Annotated in this window: 18 protein-coding genes; 5 read left to right on the forward strand and 13 right to left on the reverse strand. The window is 64.1% G+C overall.

Annotated features, from left to right (window positions below; translation table 11 throughout):
• Positions 1 to 246 precede the first annotated feature (246 nt).
• From ACE3QW_RS02690 to ACE3QW_RS02750, 13 genes are all read right to left on the reverse strand, one after another.
• Positions 247 to 678 carry a DUF6527 family protein gene (locus ACE3QW_RS02690; RefSeq protein ID WP_374250324.1) on the reverse strand — a complete coding sequence of 144 codons (432 nt, stop codon included), beginning with the start codon at positions 676 to 678 and terminating at the stop codon, positions 247 to 249.
• Positions 606 to 2,003, reverse strand: coding sequence for a ThiF family adenylyltransferase (locus tag ACE3QW_RS02695; RefSeq protein ID WP_374250325.1), 1,398 nt, complete (start codon positions 2,001 to 2,003; stop codon positions 606 to 608). The genes ACE3QW_RS02690 and ACE3QW_RS02695 overlap by 73 nt, the downstream gene beginning before the upstream one ends.
• Before the next feature lies 1 nt (position 2,004).
• Entirely contained in the window at positions 2,005 to 2,871 is an 867-nt protein-coding gene (locus ACE3QW_RS02700) for a multiubiquitin domain-containing protein (RefSeq protein WP_374250326.1), read from the reverse strand.
• Positions 2,872 to 2,956: 85 nt separating this feature from the next.
• Positions 2,957 to 6,313 carry a UvrD-helicase domain-containing protein gene (locus ACE3QW_RS02705; protein ID WP_374250327.1) on the reverse strand — a complete coding sequence of 1,119 codons (3,357 nt, stop codon included), beginning with the start codon at positions 6,311 to 6,313 and terminating at the stop codon, positions 2,957 to 2,959.
• A 3-nt stretch (positions 6,314 to 6,316) separates the two neighbouring features.
• The gene (locus ACE3QW_RS02710; RefSeq protein ID WP_374250328.1) at positions 6,317 to 6,868 is read right to left on the reverse strand and encodes a hypothetical protein; all 552 of its coding nucleotides are present in this window, start codon (positions 6,866 to 6,868) and stop codon (positions 6,317 to 6,319) included.
• Positions 6,865 to 7,527, reverse strand: a complete 663-nt coding sequence (locus tag ACE3QW_RS02715) for a hypothetical protein (protein WP_374250329.1) — start codon at positions 7,525 to 7,527, stop codon at positions 6,865 to 6,867. The genes ACE3QW_RS02710 and ACE3QW_RS02715 overlap by 4 nt, the downstream gene beginning before the upstream one ends.
• Before the next feature lie 1,029 nt (positions 7,528 to 8,556).
• Positions 8,557 to 9,273: an SDR family oxidoreductase gene (locus ACE3QW_RS02720; RefSeq protein WP_374250330.1), complete on the reverse strand. Its 717-nt coding sequence runs from the start codon at positions 9,271 to 9,273 to the stop codon at positions 8,557 to 8,559.
• Positions 9,273 to 9,998 carry an ABC transporter ATP-binding protein gene (locus ACE3QW_RS02725; protein WP_374250331.1) on the reverse strand — a complete coding sequence of 242 codons (726 nt, stop codon included), beginning with the start codon at positions 9,996 to 9,998 and terminating at the stop codon, positions 9,273 to 9,275. The genes ACE3QW_RS02720 and ACE3QW_RS02725 overlap by 1 nt, the downstream gene beginning before the upstream one ends.
• Entirely contained in the window at positions 9,995 to 10,771 is a 777-nt protein-coding gene (locus tag ACE3QW_RS02730; RefSeq protein WP_374250332.1) for an ABC transporter ATP-binding protein, read from the reverse strand. The genes ACE3QW_RS02725 and ACE3QW_RS02730 overlap by 4 nt, the downstream gene beginning before the upstream one ends.
• Entirely contained in the window at positions 10,764 to 11,606 is an 843-nt protein-coding gene (locus tag ACE3QW_RS02735; protein ID WP_374250333.1) for a branched-chain amino acid ABC transporter permease, read from the reverse strand. The genes ACE3QW_RS02730 and ACE3QW_RS02735 overlap by 8 nt, the downstream gene beginning before the upstream one ends.
• A complete protein-coding gene (locus ACE3QW_RS02740) occupies positions 11,603 to 12,511 on the reverse strand; it encodes a branched-chain amino acid ABC transporter permease (protein ID WP_374250334.1) in 909 nt (302 codons plus the stop codon). Before ACE3QW_RS02740 ends, ACE3QW_RS02735 begins: the two co-directional genes overlap by 4 nt.
• Before the next feature lie 7 nt (positions 12,512 to 12,518).
• On the reverse strand, positions 12,519 to 13,646 hold the full coding sequence (locus tag ACE3QW_RS02745) for an ABC transporter substrate-binding protein (RefSeq protein ID WP_374250335.1): 1,128 nt from the start codon (positions 13,644 to 13,646) through the stop codon (positions 12,519 to 12,521).
• A gap of 79 nt (positions 13,647 to 13,725) precedes the next feature.
• On the reverse strand, positions 13,726 to 13,938 hold the full coding sequence (locus tag ACE3QW_RS02750; protein ID WP_374250336.1) for a hypothetical protein: 213 nt from the start codon (positions 13,936 to 13,938) through the stop codon (positions 13,726 to 13,728).
• 18 nt (positions 13,939 to 13,956) lie between these two features.
• On the opposite strand from ACE3QW_RS02750, the gene ACE3QW_RS02755 reads away from it, so the two are divergent.
• The 5 genes from ACE3QW_RS02755 to ACE3QW_RS02775 are packed head-to-tail and all read left to right on the forward strand — an operon-like array spanning position 13,957 to position 17,434.
• Positions 13,957 to 14,526 (forward strand): pyridoxamine 5'-phosphate oxidase family protein, encoded by a 570-nt coding sequence (locus ACE3QW_RS02755; RefSeq protein ID WP_374250337.1) that lies wholly within the window; start codon positions 13,957 to 13,959, stop codon positions 14,524 to 14,526.
• Between the two features lie 2 nt (positions 14,527 to 14,528).
• Positions 14,529 to 15,185, forward strand: a complete 657-nt coding sequence (locus tag ACE3QW_RS02760) for an RraA family protein (protein ID WP_374250338.1) — start codon at positions 14,529 to 14,531, stop codon at positions 15,183 to 15,185.
• On the forward strand, positions 15,182 to 16,207 hold the full coding sequence (locus tag ACE3QW_RS02765; RefSeq protein WP_374250339.1) for an FAD-binding oxidoreductase: 1,026 nt from the start codon (positions 15,182 to 15,184) through the stop codon (positions 16,205 to 16,207). The genes ACE3QW_RS02760 and ACE3QW_RS02765 overlap by 4 nt, the downstream gene beginning before the upstream one ends.
• Positions 16,208 to 17,134, forward strand: a complete 927-nt coding sequence (locus ACE3QW_RS02770; RefSeq protein WP_374250340.1) for a carbon-nitrogen hydrolase family protein — start codon at positions 16,208 to 16,210, stop codon at positions 17,132 to 17,134. It begins immediately after the preceding gene.
• Between the two features lie 9 nt (positions 17,135 to 17,143).
• Positions 17,144 to 17,434, forward strand: coding sequence for a YciI family protein (locus ACE3QW_RS02775; protein WP_374250341.1), 291 nt, complete (start codon positions 17,144 to 17,146; stop codon positions 17,432 to 17,434).
• Positions 17,435 to 17,443 lie beyond the last annotated feature (9 nt).

A 17,443-nucleotide genomic window follows, 5' to 3' on the forward strand; every position in this document is an offset into this window, starting at 1 on the left:
ACCATTGATCCAGGGGATATGAACCGCACACCGCCCAGCGCGAAGTTCTGACCCGTTGCGGACCTTCCGCCCTAGCTATTCGAATATCCGCTCGGGAAGCGAAGCGGCCCCGGAAGCGGCGGCCATAACATCAGCATATCGTGCCCTATTCGTTGAAGTCTCCTTCATCGGCATGGTTTCAGGATGCCATCATGACGTTGGCATTCCTACAGCCGACCATGCCGCCGCCGATCGCGGCGGCATGCGCTAGGATCTCGGCCTGCCATCCTTGCACCACTCGATGCGGCCGTGCCTGATCCAGAAATGGCACCCGCAGTCGTTCTGTTGATGGACGGAGGGCCTGACGGTCGGTCGGCCGAACCAGTCAAGGGCGATCTCCCACCGCGGTCGACGCTTCTGGCTCAGCGAAAGCGGGATCGTCGCTCCGCACCCGCCGGGGCATTTCAGGCAAGCCCATTTCTCGATTCCGCCGTCGACCACGTGCACGATCTCACCGGGCCTGAGCTCGGGTTCGGACGGATATGACCGTGCCCGGCTCGCCAAGAAATCGAACTCGATGAAGCCGAAGCGCCGTAATGTCCTCGCAATGAACCTCTTCACCATTGCTAGCCGATCCTGTGCAGGAAGGGCGTGACGTCGGCCCGGCCCCAAATCCTCGGGGTCGCGCACTGCTCGCATTCCTGCCGAGGCGAGCAGGTCGTGGTTCGCTCCTCGATTGCGTCGAAGCGGCGGCGGCGTTCGGGCTTCATGCCCCCATCGCCGCGGAAAGCGGTCAGGGCTTGGAGCAATTCATTGACGGCCATGCAGGCCGTTTCCGTGGTGAAGGTCACGACGACCGGGGCGGGGTCGCCGCCTCCGGAGACGTAGGCCTCCGCCTTCCGGCGCTCGAACTCGTCGGGGTCGGTGCGGCGCAGGGCTTCGTCGCGCGCTCGCACGGGATCGATCAGTCCGCGGCAGAGCAGGCAGGGCGTCCCAGGCGCCACCACGGTCACACGGCCGGCCATCTCGTAGGGCCGGTCCTTGCTCTTCGGGATGATCCGGACGCCCATGTCGATGACCGGAATGCCGTAGTAATACGCCAGCCTGTTGAGGAAGAGCCGGCCATCGTGATCGTCCGTGCAGCCGAAGATCACGTCGCATGAGCGCATGGCATCGCGCACGTCCGCATCGCCGACCCACCCACGGAAGGTGGCGACCTGCACCCCGATCTCGGCCCCGCGGATCTCGCGGGCCAGGACATCGACCTTCGACGCCTTCGCCCTGACGTCGTCGAGACGCGAGCCGTGGACGCGATTGAGGTTCGTCAGCTCGATCGTGTCGTCGTCGACCAGGAGGAGATGGCCGATCCCGAGCCGCGCCAGCAACATGGCGGTCGGGCTTCCGGTGCCGCCGCATCCTACGATTCCGACGCGCAGGCTACGAACGAGCGGGTTGAAGGCCGGGCCGAACAGGCGGGCCTGACGATCCAGCATCTCCTCGACCGGCATCGCCCCGACGCCGTGAAGGATGAGCTCGCGCCCCGAGACCAGGACCCGCTCGCACGCCTCGGAGCGGTTGGGGCTCGTCCAATGCCGCGCGCAGACCGAACCGTCGCCGCCCAGGACGACGCTGGCGAAGCCGTGCCCGTCGCCGGAGCGGTTCGAGACGATCCTGAGGAGGTCCTTCTCGTTGCGGTCGTCCTGATCCGAGAAAAAGGCCGTGCTTCCGGGATGGGTGTGGGCGATGCCCAGGACCAGGCCGCGCTCCTCAGCCTTCTTGAGGAGCCGGACGAAGGACCGCGTGGACCAGGTGACGTGAACGCCGGAGGCGGAGACGCGATCCTCGTCAGGCACCGGAATCACCTCATGGGAGACCAGCCGTCGCCTGCGTAGGCCGGTCCAGGGGTCCGACGCGATGTCGGCCACGCCGAAGAGAACGTAGCCCGCGGCCTCGGCGCCGTTGGCCGAGGAGAGAAGCGCGCGAAGCTCGGCTGCGTGCGCCTCGATGAGGATCATGTCGATCATGTCAGGCCGCCTCCGCGAGGGCGCGCTCGATGCGCTTGACCATCGTGTGGATGCCGTCGATCCCGGGTCGCCACGTGTTATTGTGCCGCGACCAGCGCTGCCAGGTCTGACCGCGGAAGACGTGCTGCTGATCGGCCGCGCGCGGATACCTGTTCGCGCCCCGCAGCTTGAGCCACGGCAGGCAGTAGAACATGTCGGGCGGGCAGTCCGGATATCCCGGCGGCAGAACCACCAGGATATCGGCGGAGGCGGCGTCGAACTTGCCGTCCGGCAGCGCGATGCCCTTCAGCACCACGCCCGCCTGGCCCGGCTGGCTGCCGTCCTCGTAGGCGATGCCGCGACCGTCGAGATAGGCGAGGTCGCGAGGGGGCAACACGATCGAGAGGCCCTCGGTCGTCTGCGCGATCGCGGTGAAGAACTTCTCGACGCCCGCCTTCGACAGGTCGACCAGGTCGCCGTCGCGGATGAGGAGATCCTCGCCGCCCCGGATCTCCTGATAGACGTCGTGGGTGCGGGGATCGACGCCGGCGATCTTCTTGAGGACCAACCCGCTGATCAGGTTGGGACCCCATTCGCCCTCGCGATCGTCAATCTTGAAGCGGAAGGAGCGATCGGTCCGGAAGACCAGGACCTTCTCGGCTCCCTTGACGCGGAGATCGAACAGCTCTTCCTGGCGCAGGGTCTCCAGCGCGCCGTCCGGAAGCAGGGCGATTGCCAGGTGCTCGTCGACGGGCCGGGCGCCGGCCGCCTCCAGGATCTGGCGCCCGGTCACGATCGGATCGGGGATCGCGATGCGGCGGAAGTCGAGCTCGGCGTTGCCGATCAGGATCTCGAAGTGGGGCGAAGGGGGGTGCGTGGAGTAGTTCATGACGACCTCGTATCGATGTCTGGGCGGGGGATGCCGACCCTTCCATTCGAGTAGCGAGGCGAGGTGGGCGGATTCGGTAATCGCCCTAAAAAGAATCCTCCGATGTGCAGACGAAGTAGTATTGGCAGGTCGGGCATTCCCTTCCCGGCGAGGGAGTGAAGTCGCCTTTCTCTATGCCCGCGATGGCGTCTGTATAGTCCGAGACAGCCTTCCCGCCCTTCGTCGGGACGATCGGCACCCTGCCGGCCTTGGCCGGATAAAAGGCTTCAAGGTCGATCCTGCGGCCTGGGAACGCCTGCGCGGCGGCGACGCCCATCAAGGCCCACTCGGCCTTCTCCTCCTCGGACTTGGACTTGCGACCGGTCTTCAGCCGCTGCGCCACGACGCCGGAGGCCGTTTCCAGAACGCGGTCCGGCCGCAACGTGATCGTCTTGCCGCCCAATGCGGCAGTCCATTCCGTGCCCGCGTCCTCACCCTCTACCGAAGCCGACACCGTGCCTTCCACCATCCGTCTCGCCTCGGCGCGGTAGAGCGGCTCGAAACCATGCTTGGGTCCGTGTTCGGCCCAGATCGCCTCCAGCTGGTCGATCGCGGCGGCGGCGGTCACGGTCCGGCCATTCCGACGTTCCTCGAAGATCCATCGGACGGTTTGCCTGACACAGCCATGGAACCGGAGATAAGCGCTGTCCTCCGCGCCGCCGCGAAGGCCATCGAGCACCTCGTAGCGATACCGGGCCGGGCACTTCATGTAGGTATCTAAATGCCGACTCTGATGGATTTGCTGCGGGACCGTGGGACACATCGGCTCGGACCGCTTGCTCCCTGCGGCGGTCGCCACGGTTCGAGTTGCTGGCAGCACTCCGGGCATCCGCTCCAGGAATTTGGAAGGGTTGCAGGTCTGGCTCTCCGTGTAGCGCGTCGCGCTGCTAACCGACATCACGTCGCGGGCTCGCGACAAGGCGACGAAGAAGAGGCATTCCGTCTCGGCGTCGTGCTCGTCCTTCGATATTTCCAACCGTTCCATCCCGACCGGTGCGGGGCAGCGCTGCGGGCGTTTGGGCCCCGGCACCGTGCGCGTCGCGACCTGCGGGAGGTGAACGGCGCGGAACTCCAGGCCTTTCGAGGCGTGCACCGTCATCATGCGGACAGCGGGAATGCCGCTGGCCTCGGGCGGCACGATCCGGAATTGCCGGTCGTCGTCAAGCCTCTCCAGCCTGCGGATATCGTCAAGCAGCTTGCGTCGACCCGCGACGGACCGGTTGGCGTCGTAGTGCTCGCGGCAGAACTTGAGCAACTGGTAGATGGCGACGAGGCGCTGCTGGGAGCGGACGTCGCCGACTTCCAGTAAGGGACGGAGGTAGTCGCTGGATTCGAGGAGGTAGTGGCTGAGCAGGTGCCAGGCGCTGGTCTTCCACTCTATGCCGTCGAGGTGCCGCGCCAGGAGCTTCAACGCCTCGGCGCTCGCTTCGCCAAGGCCTGGGACCTCGTCCGCTTTCGCGCAGGCCGCGATGACCTCCTGACCCGTCTCCCGCGCATGCCGCAGCAACATCACGGCTTCGGACCTCGACACGCCGTATTGGGGGAACCCGGCGACGCGGACCAGCCCGACGCCGCCTCGATCGCTACCCAGCGAGACCAGCGAGAGCAGGTCGCGGATCTCCGGTCGCTCGAAAAGGTCGCCGAGATAGAGGACCGGAACGCCGAGGTCCTGAAGCGCCCGGCCGAACCGGGCCAGGCACAGATGGGTCGTGGCGAGGATTGCCTGATCCTCGTAACCGATGCCATCGCCCTTCAGCCGCTCGATCTGATCGCGTATCGCCGCGGCCTCTGAGGCCAGGTCGGGCGCATGGAGGAGATCGACGAAGCCGACCCTTCCACGCTTCGCCCTCCAGGTCGCCGCCGGCTTCGGGGCCGCCGCCATCTCCGCACCGAAGCGTGCGAAGGCCCGAACCACCGTCTCGCATGATCGGTAATTGGTCTTAAGCTGCCGGCGCTGGGCCCCGGTGTATCGGTCGGTGAACCCCATCGCATTCTGGGGGGCGGCGCCGCGAAAGCGATAGATCGACTGCCGAGGGTCGGCGACGACCCAGAGACGCTTGCCACTCTCGGTGATCTGGTCGAGCAGCTCGGTGCTGGCGAAGTTGACGTCCTGATACTCGTCCACCAGCACATGGCGATGCTTGGCCATGACGGTGGCGCGGACGTCGGGCCTCTCTCGCAGCAGCAGGACCGAGCGATAGACGAGGTCGCCGAAATCGACACTGCCATCTGCCGCCAAGGTGCGTTGGTAGATCTCGTAGACCTCGCCGACCTCCACGGCCTTCTCAGCCCGCTCGATGTCCTGGGCGGTCGTCGCGGCGGCGAGCGCGGCGCGTGCGGCCGCAAGGTAGTCATGGTCGGAGATCATCTCGTCCTTGGCCCGGGAGATCGCGCGCAGGATCGGGCGAAGTTCGAGCGTCGGGTCCCACAGGTTCTGGAAATGGTCGAGCCGAAGCTCGCCGAGCACGCTTTCCAGCAGCGCCAACTGTCCGGATTCGTCGAGGACCTTGAAATCGGCAGGCAGGCCTGCGGCGTGGCAGTGCAGCCGAAGCAGTTCAAGACCGTAGGCGTGGAAGGTCCCGACCCAGATCAGGGGCGCGGCGACGGCATCCACCCTCTCCACCCTCTCGATCATCTCGGCCGCGGCCTTGTTCGAGAACGTGAGCGCGAGGATCGACGACGGTGGCTCGCTTCGGGCGAGCAAGTGCTTGATCCGCGAGATCAGGGTCCGCGTCTTGCCCGTCCCCGGACCCGCGTCGAGGATCAGGGGACGCTCGTCCCATTCGGCCGCCTCGCGTTGCTCGGGGTCGAGATCGAACGCGACGGCCGGCCCGTCCTCGCCCTCCTTCGGTGGCATCAGCGGAGGCAGGAGCAACGCCCGGATGGCCTGCATCCGAACAAACTCGACGGGCAAGCCGAGGTCCTTCGCGATGGACGAGGGGCGCTCCCTTCCCTCGAAAAGCCACTTGCGAAGCTTGTCCGCGGGCAGCAGGAACTCCTGCGCGAAGATGTCCGCTTGGACTTCCTGCCGCTCGCGGGGGGAGTAGGCGACAACACGGTCGCTTCCCGTCTCGATCGGCTGACCGCCGAACCCTGCCTCGGTCGATCGGATCATGAAGGCGGTTTCGTCGTGAAGGACGAAATGACCGAGTTCGTGAGCCGCCACGACGGCGCGTTGGCGGCCATCGAGATTGGCGGCCAGCCGAACGAAGCCGTCGTTCCTTTCCAGCGCCCCGAGGACGCCGACGCCGTATACCGTCCCCGGTTCGAAGTTGTCGGTCTGCAATCCGGCCTGTTTCAGACCCTGCGCCACCAACTCAGCCGCCGCGTCGGACGATGCCTTGTCCCTGGCCTCCGCGTGCCGCTGGCGCGCCTTGAGACGAACATCGCGCCAGACGTCCATGCCCTACTCCTCGTCATCGTTGAGCCAGAAGGCTCTCGCCTCGTCGGTCATCTCGGAGGCTTCGATCGCCTCTTGCCAGCTGCGCTTCCGACCCTCGCTCGGGCCGATCTTAGCCTTGAAGGCGGCAACGGCCGGCGGCTCGCTGGAGGCCCTGGCGACGTCCAGGATCCACCGAGCCACCAGGCCAAGCTTCTCCGCGCCGACGCGGGCGAAGCGCCTTGGAATGCTTGCCGGTTCGATCCGGCCGGCGTTGATGTCCGAGACGATCGACCGCGGAACGTTCATCGCATCCGCGAGGTCTCGCAACGACAACCCGGCGCCCTGCGCGACCGCCCTCAGGGTGGGCATCGGCCTAGGCGCTGCCTCGACGGCGGCCTGCGGGCGGAGGGAGGCCAGCAATTCCATGTCGGCGATCTCGACCGCATGGCTGCGGATCTCGTTCGCGTATTGGGGATAGCGGTTGGTCCACTCCTTCAGGACTTTCGGCGTGACTACGTCGACAGCCTGGTGAAATTGGAAGATCACCTCGTCGAGCTCCTCGGAAGAGGTTGTCATTTGCTTGCTCCCAACAATTCGAAAATCTCCGCCCTTATCCGATCGACCCACGTCTTGATCGTTTGAGGGCTTTTGCCGAGCAACACGGCGATGCTCTCGTCCGGATCGGACGAAGTATACTTGAATCCGTTGACGTGAAGGGCGAACGCTTTCCGATGAAGTGGGTCCAACCGCTCCAGGATGTCGGCGGCGATCGCCAACTGCTCCGGATTGAGCCGCGTGCTGTCGGCCGGGTCGAAGGTGCGGCCGGTTTCGTCATCCTCGACGGGAAACTGCTCGACCCATTCTTTCTCGCGAAGCGACGGGCGCAGACGGTCAGTGAGCCGTTCCCTCAGCTTCTTGTAGAAGCCTTTCTCAAACCCCACCCCATCCTTCGAGGTGGGATCCAGCAGGGCCTCGTTGAGCTTCCCGATGACCTCCTCGATGATCTCCGAGCCGCCATCCACGAGATCGCGTCGGACACGTTGGCGCAGGTATCTCCGAGCGCGGCCTTGGAGATGCTCAAGGAGCTTTCCCTTGGTCCGTTCGGTATCGGGTCCGGCCATCGCCCGAAAGGCCGCGACGATCTCGACGACCTTGCGGCGATCGAGGTGCCCGTCCTCGCTCAGCGACCGCCATTCGTCCCACTTCCCGGCATCCTGCCCTGTTAGGTCGTTCAATAGACACCCCCTAGTCAAGCGGCGTCCTGTTGCAGTAGCGATGCAACCACACGCCATTCGGTAGTTGTTCGCAAAATTATTGTTTGAACTGGAGATTCGCGCAATCGGAGCTCCTGGGCGCGAGGCCGCCACCGTGGCGTGCGCGTAAGCTTCATCGATGCATGCGAGCGAGGATCGCGGTAGCTGATCCGGCCAGCGCTTCACGGCGGGGCGCTTGTTCCCTTAATAGGGTATGACATCAGGAGGTTGTGGCCGGCGGACCGACCATTTTATCTCAACGGCAGCTGTCGGGCTCCAAGCGGCCATTCGAGTGGTTTCGCCCGATGGTCCGCTGATGGCGCAAAGGGGCCGACTTGTTCCACCTCGTGAATGTCCGCTTTCGAGCCAGGGCCGTTACCCGGTCAATGGCTGAAATGGGGGCGCTTTGCTGACAGGCGGCTCCGGGGCCGGGAGCGGACTGTCCGCTATTGAATACTTCAAACGAGAAGCGGACATCTCGCCGATGAATACCCGAGGCCGAAACTGACGCAGAGCAGACCTGACTCCGGTCCGCTTTCGGGAAGACAGATAAGAGTTTCGCCTATATGTTCCTCAACTGCCGCCGCTCGTAATCACGAGGGCAGGCCCGAGGCAGGCGCATTGGCGGTAGCGCCGGGGATGTCGACACAGTACACCTGCGAGACTGCCCGCCCCCTCCGACTAAATTCTATGACATCAATCACGGGACCGGCATATATTAGCTTACTTGCTCCGTGCGTTTTCTCCATAGACGGGCAAAACGCTTGCTGGACCATAATCCTTGATCAGCGCAACATCCTTCAGGATTGCCATGTCCGGTTCGATGATAACGAAATCTCCGTGTCGACGGACCATATCAAAAACTCGAGGAGGTTCAGGGGCTCAGGTCAGGACTCGAACGACGGCCACGACGCATCGCGCCCCGACCGATCCCGCGGCGCGGCTTCCCCCACCGGCGGCGGCAACATGGCTCCCGCGCAGCGCGGTCCATTCTTGGCTTCGATGAACAGTTCAATTCGGCATTTTTCCGACGGTAAGCCCACCGCAAACATAAAGAAGCTGCCCCGTCACGTAGCTTGCTGCCTCGGAGGCAAAGAAGGCCACGGCGGATGCGACTTCGTCCGGCTCTCCCACGCGCTTTGAGGGAATACCGGCGAGATTGGCCTTGGTCCTGGGATCATCAAGCGGGTTGTTAAGCAGGAACAGCTCTGTGCGGATCTGGCCTGGGCTCACGATATTGACGGTGATGCCGAATGCGGCCAGATCAATCGCCATGGTGCGCGACAGGCCAATCAGCGCGGCCTTTGTAGCAGAATAGCCCCCGCGCCCCGGCTTGCCGAGAATGGCGCCGCTCGCGATATTGACAATGCGGCCCCAGGCTTGCTGCTTCATCCGCGGCAGGAAGGCCTGGATGGCCTCGATGGTCGCCTCGACATTGACGCTCCACATCTCGTTCAGTGCGTCCTTGGTGATCGATCCAGTCGGCTCGATGCGCGCGGCGCCGACGTTGTTGATGACGATGTCGATGCCGTGCCGGTCGGCGATTGTGGCGAAGGTCGCGGCGCGATGCGCGGGATCGTGGAGGTCGCATTTGTAGAAGGCGCCGTCGAACCGCGCTGGCGTATTGCGGGCGATGCCGACAACCTCGAGCCCCGATGTGGTCAGATTGCGGGCGATGGCGGCGCCGATGCCGCGGGTGGCGCCGGTGACGAGCGCGGTTCTGGCCATCACAGATAGTCTCCTTCTCCGCCGAGATAGGCGGTCGTGATCCTCGGATCGTCCGCCAGCAGCCGGCCCTCGCCTTCCATCACGATCGATCCTGTCTCCATCACATAGGCGTAGTCGGCGAGCTCCAACGCCCGCAGCGCGTTCTGCTCGACGAGCAGCACGGTCGTGTCGGTCTTGCGCAGATCGGTGATGACCTTGAACACCTCGTCAACGATGTTCGGGGCAAGGCCCATGCTCGGCTCGTCAAGCAGCAGCAGCTTCGGACTGGAGATCAGCGCCCGGGCCATGGCCAGCATCTGCTGTTCACCGCCGGACAGCAGCCCGGCCACTTGGGTGCGCCGCTCCCTGAGGCGCGGAAACGTCTCATACATGGCGTCGCACCGACGCGCGAACTCCACCCCCGGGAGCCGGAAGCCGCCCATGCGCAGGCTCTCCTCGACGGTGAGCCGCTGGAAGGTTTCGCGGCCCTCCGGGACATGGGCGATGCCCCGCCCGGCCATGCCGGCCGGATGGCGGCCGGTCAGCTCCTCGCCGAAATAGCGGATGCTGCCTGTCTTGGCTTTGACGAGGCCGGAGATGGCGCGCATCACGCTGGTCTTGCCGGCGCCGTTCGCCCCGACGAGGCAGACCGTCCTGCCTGCCGGGACCTCAAGGGAGATGCCCTTGACCGCGGTGACGCCGCCGTAGGCGAGGACCAGATCTGCAATCAGCAGCGCCGCGCTCATGCGCTTTCTCTCATGCTGGCGGCGGAGGAGCCGAGATAGGCGTCGATGACGCGCGGGTCATTCCGCACGGCAAGCGGCGCGCCATCGGCCAGCACCTCGCCGAAATTGAGCACGGTGATCCGGTCGCTGAGTTTCATGACGAAATGCAGGTCGTGCTCGACCACGACCACGGTCAGCCCGCGCTGGCGCAGCGCGATGAGGAGCCTGGCCAGGTCACGCGTCTCGGTCGGGTTCATGCCCGCGGCGGGTTCGTCGAGCAGCAGCAGAGTCGGGTCGGATGCCAGCGCGCGTGCGATCTCCACGCGACGCTGGTGGCCGTAGGACAGGGCCGTGACCGGGCTGTAGGCGACGTCCGCGAGCCCGACGTGCGTTAGGATCTCAAGGCTCCTTTGATGGCAGCGGCGCTCCTCAGCGCGGCCCTTGCCGATGCCGAGGATTGACAGCAAGGGATTGGCGCCAAGCGCAGGGTGCATGCCGCACATCACGTTCTCGATGACGTTCATTCCGGCAAAGAGGCGGATATTCTGAAAGGTCCGCGCCATGCCGCATGAGGCGCGCCGATGGAGGGGCAGCCCGGTGATGTCGAAGTCGCCGACGAGGATATAGCCGGCGTCGGGCCGCTGCACCCCGGAGATGACGTTGAACATGGTCGTCTTGCCGGCGCCGTTCGGGCCGATCAGGGCGTGGATGGTACCCGGCCGGACCTGAAAGGATGCCTCCTTCAGAGCCATCAGACCGCCGAACCTTACGCAAATGTTCTTGACCTCAAGCATGGCGGCGGGCCTTCGGAATGCGCCAAGACACCAGGCCCTCAGGCCGGAAGGCAACAACCAGGACGATGATCAGACCGTTGATGAGGGAGCGATAGTCGGCGAGGCCCCGCAGCGCCTCCGGCAGGCTGGTCAGGATCGCAGCACCGAGCACGGCTCCGACGGGCGACGAGACGCCGCCCATGATGGCGAAGCTCAGGATTGTAACCGTCGCCTCGAAGCTGAAATCCTCCGGGCTGATGGACGAGTGGGAATGCGCATTCAGCACGCCGGCTGCGCTTGCGATCATCGCCGCGACCACGACGATCGCCATCTTGTAGCGGAAGACGTTAATGCCGAGGACCTGGGCTGCTGTCTCGTCGGACCGGATCGCCTCCATCGCCCGCCCGACCTTGGAGCGAACCGCGGCGAAGCAGCCTGCGATGCAGACCAGAACACAGCCATAGATGAACACCGGCGAGGCCGAGGTCGGGATCCCGTTCAGGCCAAGTGCACCCCCCAGCGGCTCTGAATTGATGATGATGGCGCGCAGCACTTCACCGAACGCAATCGTGGCGATGCCGAGATAGACGCCCGACAGCCGCAGCATTGGCCAGCAGACGGCGAAGGCAGTCAACCCCGACACGGTCATGGCCATGACAAGCGTCACCGGCAGGGAGAGCCCGCAGTTCAGGCTCAGCATCGCGCTGGTATAGGCGCCGATCGCCATGAACGCGCCCTGCGCGAGAAAGAGCTGGCCCGTCGCCAGGACGAGATAGACCGACAGCGCCAGCAGGGAGTTGATCCCTATCGACAGGACCAGACTTTCATAGGTCCACCAGAGTTCTTCAAAGCTCATGGGCGCCTCGCATTGACTTGTTTCACCAGTCCATTGGGGAAGATCCAGAGCGTCAGCAGCAGCAGGGCGAAGGTCAGGACCTCCCGGTAAAGCGAGGACCCGTAGGCTGAGGTGAGGATTTCCATAATTCCGAGCGCAAGCCCGGCGATTGCCGCTCCCGGCAGGCTCCCGAGACCGCCGATGATGACGATGGCAAAACCCCGCAGCATCATGAACTCGCCCATGTAAGGTTGGACTGCATTGAAGTTCAGTCCGATCAGCATGCCTGCAGTGGCCGAGAGTGCTGCGGCGAGAAACGAGACGCCGAGTGTGATCAGCATGGGATTGATGCCGACGATGAGCGAGGCGCGCTCATTGTCGGCCGCTGCACGGATTGCGATGCCCCACCGTGAGAACTTTAGGAAATAAGCCAGCACGCCGATGAGCAGCGGCGCGATGGCCAGAATGGCGATCTGCACGCCGGTGATGGACACCCCGCCAAAGCGATACAGCGCGCTCGGCCCGAAATCGACTGGGAAGCGGCGGGCCTCGACCCCGAAGGCGTGGCCCAGAAGGGAATATAGGAACAGCGCCGCGCCCATGGTGATGATGAGCGAGGCGAGATAGCGCCCCTCCCGGCCCTTGAGCGGCATGAGCACCGCCCAATCGATCAGGGCCGCGATCAGGCCCACCACGCAGACCACCGCCGGCACCACCGCGATGAACGGCAATCCGAAAGTGGTGGCGAGCACCAGCGCGACATAGGCCCCCATGGCGAAATAGACGCCATAGACGAGGTTGATCACGTGGAGCACGCCGAAGATCAGGTTGAACCCGATCGAGAACAAGCAATAGATGGTCCCAAGGACCAGCCCGTTGAGCAGTTGTTGCGTTAGCATCGTCACACCTTCACCGGCGGTCTCCAAGTTCGCTCTACTGCACGATCTTGAACGTTCCGTTCGCGACCTCGAAGGTCACGACCCCGTCTGAGAGCGCAGCCTCGCGGTTGCGGTCGAAGCGGAACGGGCCCATGACGCCCTTGAAATCGACCTTCTGCAGGGCGTTGCGGATCGAGTCCGGGTCGACCTTGCCGCCGGCGTCCTTCAGGGCCTGGGCCACGATGTTCATACCGTCATAGCCTTGCGCGCCGAACTGGTCGGGCACCTCGCCGTACTTGGCCTGATAGGCAGCGATGAATTTCTTGTTCGCATCGTCGTCCTTGGCGATCGACCACGGGCCGCTCACAATCGTGCCCTCGGCGGCGGGGCCGGCGAGTTCGATGATCTTTGGCGAATTGAAGCCATTCCCGCCGATGAAGCGGACCTTGGACAGGCCAAGGCGGCGCGCTTGCGTCAGGATCGATGCACCGGCATCCGGATAGGCCCCGACCAGCACGGCATCGACATTGAGGCCGGCAAACTTGGTGAGCTGTGCCGAGAAATCGGAATCTTTGGAGCTGAAAGCCTCGACCGCGACGATCTCGATACCGTTGGCGGCAGCTTCCTTCTTGAAGATCTCCGCCGAGCTCTTCATGTTGGAATCATCATTGGCGAACAGGATCGCCGCGCGCTTGATATCGTAGTGCTTCTTCGCACGCTTAAGGCTGGCCGGGATCAACCGCTCTTCCGGTAGCGAGGCACGGAAGGAATAGTCGCCGATCGAGGCGATCCCCGGCGCGGTGGCGGTCAAGGCGATGGAGGGTATGCCGCGCTGGTTGGCGATCGGCGTGGCGGCGAACACCTCAGTGCTCAGCGTCGGCCCGATCACGACCACGGCCTTGTTCTGGCCGATGACCTTGCGGACCGCATTGATCGCCTGGTCCTTGCTGCCTGCAGTGTCTTCCGTGAACAGCTTGACCGGACGGCCATTGATGCCGCCGGCCTTGTTGATCTCTTCGGCGGCAAGCTCGATGCCCTTGTTCGCATTTGCGCCGTATTTTGACTGAGGGCCGCTCAGAACCTGGACCACGCCGAGGGGGATCGGCTCGGCATCGGCGGCGAATGCCGGCGTCGCCAGCGCTATCAGCAGCGCTCCCAGACAGGCGGATTTCGTCATCTGCATCGGTAGATATCCCTCTGGTCCGGCTTGTCGTTGCCAGCGACGATGACCGCAAACTTCCGCATGCCCAATGCCAAAAATCTCAAGTCAGAAGTGCGAAAGCTTTGAGCCCGCATTTGGTGCCCTTCAAATCGCCAGCCCCGCCTAAATAAGCGGCGAGATCCATGGGGTGCGACAGCGGATTGCCTAACGCCCGGGACGCCTGGCGAGACTTGAGATTTTTGACAGGCTTCCTTCGCAATTTGTCGTGCACCCGGCCGTCGATCTTATTGTTACTTGAGGGGGCCTCGATCATCTCAATCCGGAGAGGCTAATGTCCCGGTTCTACGACAAGATTGATCAGACCTTTTCCGAGTTCATCGATAAGCAAAAGATGTTCTTGGTCGCCACCGCTCCGTTGAATGGGCGCGTGAACGTGTCGCCGAAGGGTATGGATACCTTTCGTGTGCTCAGTCCAACCCGCATCGCTTATCTCGATGTAACGGGAAGTGGCAACGAGACGGCGGCACACGTCTGCGAGAACGGCCGCATCACATTCATGTTTATGAGCTTCGGCAAGCAGCCGATGATCTTGAGACTTTATGGGACCGCAGAGATCGTTCAGCCCGGTGATGCATCGTGGGACGAGCTTTATGCGCTGTTCCCGAAGCTTCCTGGCGTGCGTCAGATCTTTGTCGCAGACATCGCTTCACTCCAGACATCCTGCGGCTTCGGCATTCCGGAGTACGAGCTGAAAAAGGAGCGCACCACACTCAACCAATGGGCCCGGGCGCAGGGGGAGAGCATGGTCGACTACTGGGTCGATCACAACCTCGAAAGTATCGACGGACTGCCGACTAACCTCAACCTTGAAGGCCGTGAAGGCCTGGAAGCCGACGCCTGACCATGTACGACGCTCAAACCATCGCCTTGTTCAAGGGTGTGTCGATGACGGCGCTATCCGACGCCATCGACGCGATCACGAGCAGAAAACTCTTCATCAGCCATCAGGTCCGCCGCTTCGCCGGCGGGCGCCTGGTCGGCCCCGCGGTCACGCTCATGACTGCGCCGACCGCCGAGCGCGCTGTGCACAACGTGGGCATCAAGCTGCTCGACACCGCGGCGCCGGGCAGCATCATCGTCGCTCAGCTAGAGGGCGAGACCGACGCCGCGCTTTGGGGTGCGCCGGAGATCGCGGTCGCGATCCGCCGGGGCATTGCTGGCTTCGTCGGTGACGGTGCGATCCGCTCGGCATCCCAAGCGGACGGTTCCGACTTCGGCATTTTCGCCACTAATGTAACCCCTGCGGGGGGCTTCGGCCGGCTGAAGACCATGTTCTGCGACCAGACCATCGAATGTGGAGGGGTAGAGGTCAATCCCGGCGACCTCATCGTCGGCGACGAGGACGGCGTCATCGCCGTGCCGCGAAAGTTGGTGCCCGACGTTGCCGCGACTGTGATCCGCTACGAAGGCCGCCAGGCGAAATTGATCGAAGCCGGCCGCGAGCTCGGCTCGATCAAGGAAGCTCTCGCCTTGCACTGGACCGTCGAGGTCCAGAAATGACCGTCACCACCGTCGAGCTGACCTTCAGCGATCGGGAGGTCGTCAGCTTCATCGCGGACAGGAGCATGTCATTGATGGAGGCCGCGGCGAAGAACGGCGTTCGCCTCGCTTCCGATTGCATGAGCGGCACCTGCCAGACCTGCAAGTGCGAGATGGCGAGCGGCAAGATCGCCTATGAGGATGAAGACGAGATCGCGCTCAACGATGGGGAACGCGCCGCAGGAGCGATCCTGCCCTGCCAGGCGAAACCCGTCTCGGACGTGATCAGGCTGAGCCTGCCCTACACGCGGATTTCACAGCTGCCGCGGCGCTCGCGCAAACTCGTGATCACTGCGATCAGGCGCGTCTCTGACAGCGTGTTCGAAGTCGTAGGCAAATGCCAGGGCGGCCGCATGTTCGCGTTTCTGCCGGGTCAGTACGTCAATCTCAGAGTGCCCGGCACCGATGCCATCCGCTCCTACTCGATGATGACGCCGCCGGAGCAGGAGGAGGTCGGTTTTCTCATTCGCGCGCTGCCGAACGGCGCCATGTCGACCTATCTGTCGGCTTCGGCGAAGGCAGGAGACGTGCTGTCCATGACCGGCCCGTTCGGCACCTTCTATCGCCGCCGGGAGACCGGGACCTGCATCATGATCGCCGGCGGCACGGGACTGGCTCCGATGCTGTCGATGCTACGCGAGCGGGCCAGGCGCCGGGACACTGACGGCCCCGTCGTAATTGCCTTCGGCGTGAACACCGACCGCGATCTTTTCTATCGCAACGAGCTTGAAGCGCTCAAGGCAATCTTCCCCGGGCTGCGCGTCCTCGTCGCCGCCATATCGCATGGCGATGATTGGCAGGATGCGACCGGCACGGCCGTCGATCTTGTCACCAGCGATCTGATAAGCCCTCCACCGACGGCGACGGCCTATCTGTGCGGCCCTCCCGCGATGGTCGAGGGCGCCCGCCGCAAGCTGCTCGATATGGGCATGTCGCGACAGCAGATCTTCGCCGAAGAATTCCAGCCGACGGGAGCCAACTAGATGACCGTATCGCTCATCGCCGCCGCCGCGCAGCTTGCGCCGGTTTTCCTGGATCGCGACGCCAGCACCGAGAAGGCATGCGCAACCATCGCCGACGCTGGCAAGGCAGGCGCGCGGCTCATCGTCTTTCCAGAGACCTACCTGCCCGGCTATCCCTATTGGAACCTGGTACGGGACCCTTTCACCAACAAGCGCACCTTCTTCCGCCGGCTATTCGACCAGGCCGTGACGCTCGATAGCCCCACCGTGAAGCTTCTGGGCGAGGCGGCGCGCAAAGCCAAGTGCATGGCAGTGATCGGCATCAACGAGCGCGACGGCGGCACGCTTTACAACAGCCAGCTCATTATCGACGCCAATGGCGAAGTGCTAGGCTGCCGGCGCAAGCTTGTCCCCACCCACCACGAGCGCATGACTTGGGGACGCGGAGACGGTGTCGACCTGGATATCTACGAGACCTCGGTCGGCAAGCTCGGCGCCCTGATCTGCTTCGAGCATTCCAATCCACTGTACCGCTACGCCGTCCAGGCGCAGGGCGAGCAGATTCACGTCGCCAACTGGCCGGGTGGCATGCCGTGGATCGACGGCATCATCGACGCAGCGGTGCGCCACTATGCGTTCGAGGGCCAGTGCTTCGTCATCTCGACCACCGGCGTCCTGACGCAGGAGATCATCGACCAGTTCGGCGAATCCGCCAGCGGCAAGCTGCAGCCCGGGGGTGGCTACTCGGCGATCATCGCGCCGGGCGGAAAGGTCCTGGCAAAGCCCGAACACGATGGCGAGACCGTGCTTTACGCGGAGCTCGATTTCGATTCCATCACCGATATGAAGGAGATGGTCGATTCGATCGGGCACTATGCGCGGCCGGACGTCGTCCAGCTCCATCTGACCAGGACGCGGCGCGCGCCGCTGGTCGTGACCTCAGGCTGAGGCTATGCCATGATCTTCGTGGTTCACCGCATCGATGCACCTGGCCGCTCCGGCGAGAGGGGGCGCTTGCGCGCCGCCCATCTCGACTATCTCAGGCAGTTCGAGGACCGCATTCTTGCGGCCGGCCCCTATTGCGATCCTGACACGGGTGAAGACCGCGGCAGCATGTTCCTGATCGAATGCGACACCCCCGCCCAAGCCCGCGCCTTCGCGCAGGGTGATCCCTTCACCGGCGCCGGCATCTTCGCCGAGCTTCAGGTGTGGGAATGGAAGCGACGCCTGGGCTCTCTTGTGTTCTGACCGTCCTCG

It is taken from the genome of Xanthobacter sp. (assembly GCF_041911315.1).
GTDB lineage: Bacteria > Pseudomonadota > Alphaproteobacteria > Rhizobiales > Xanthobacteraceae > Xanthobacter > Xanthobacter aminoxidans.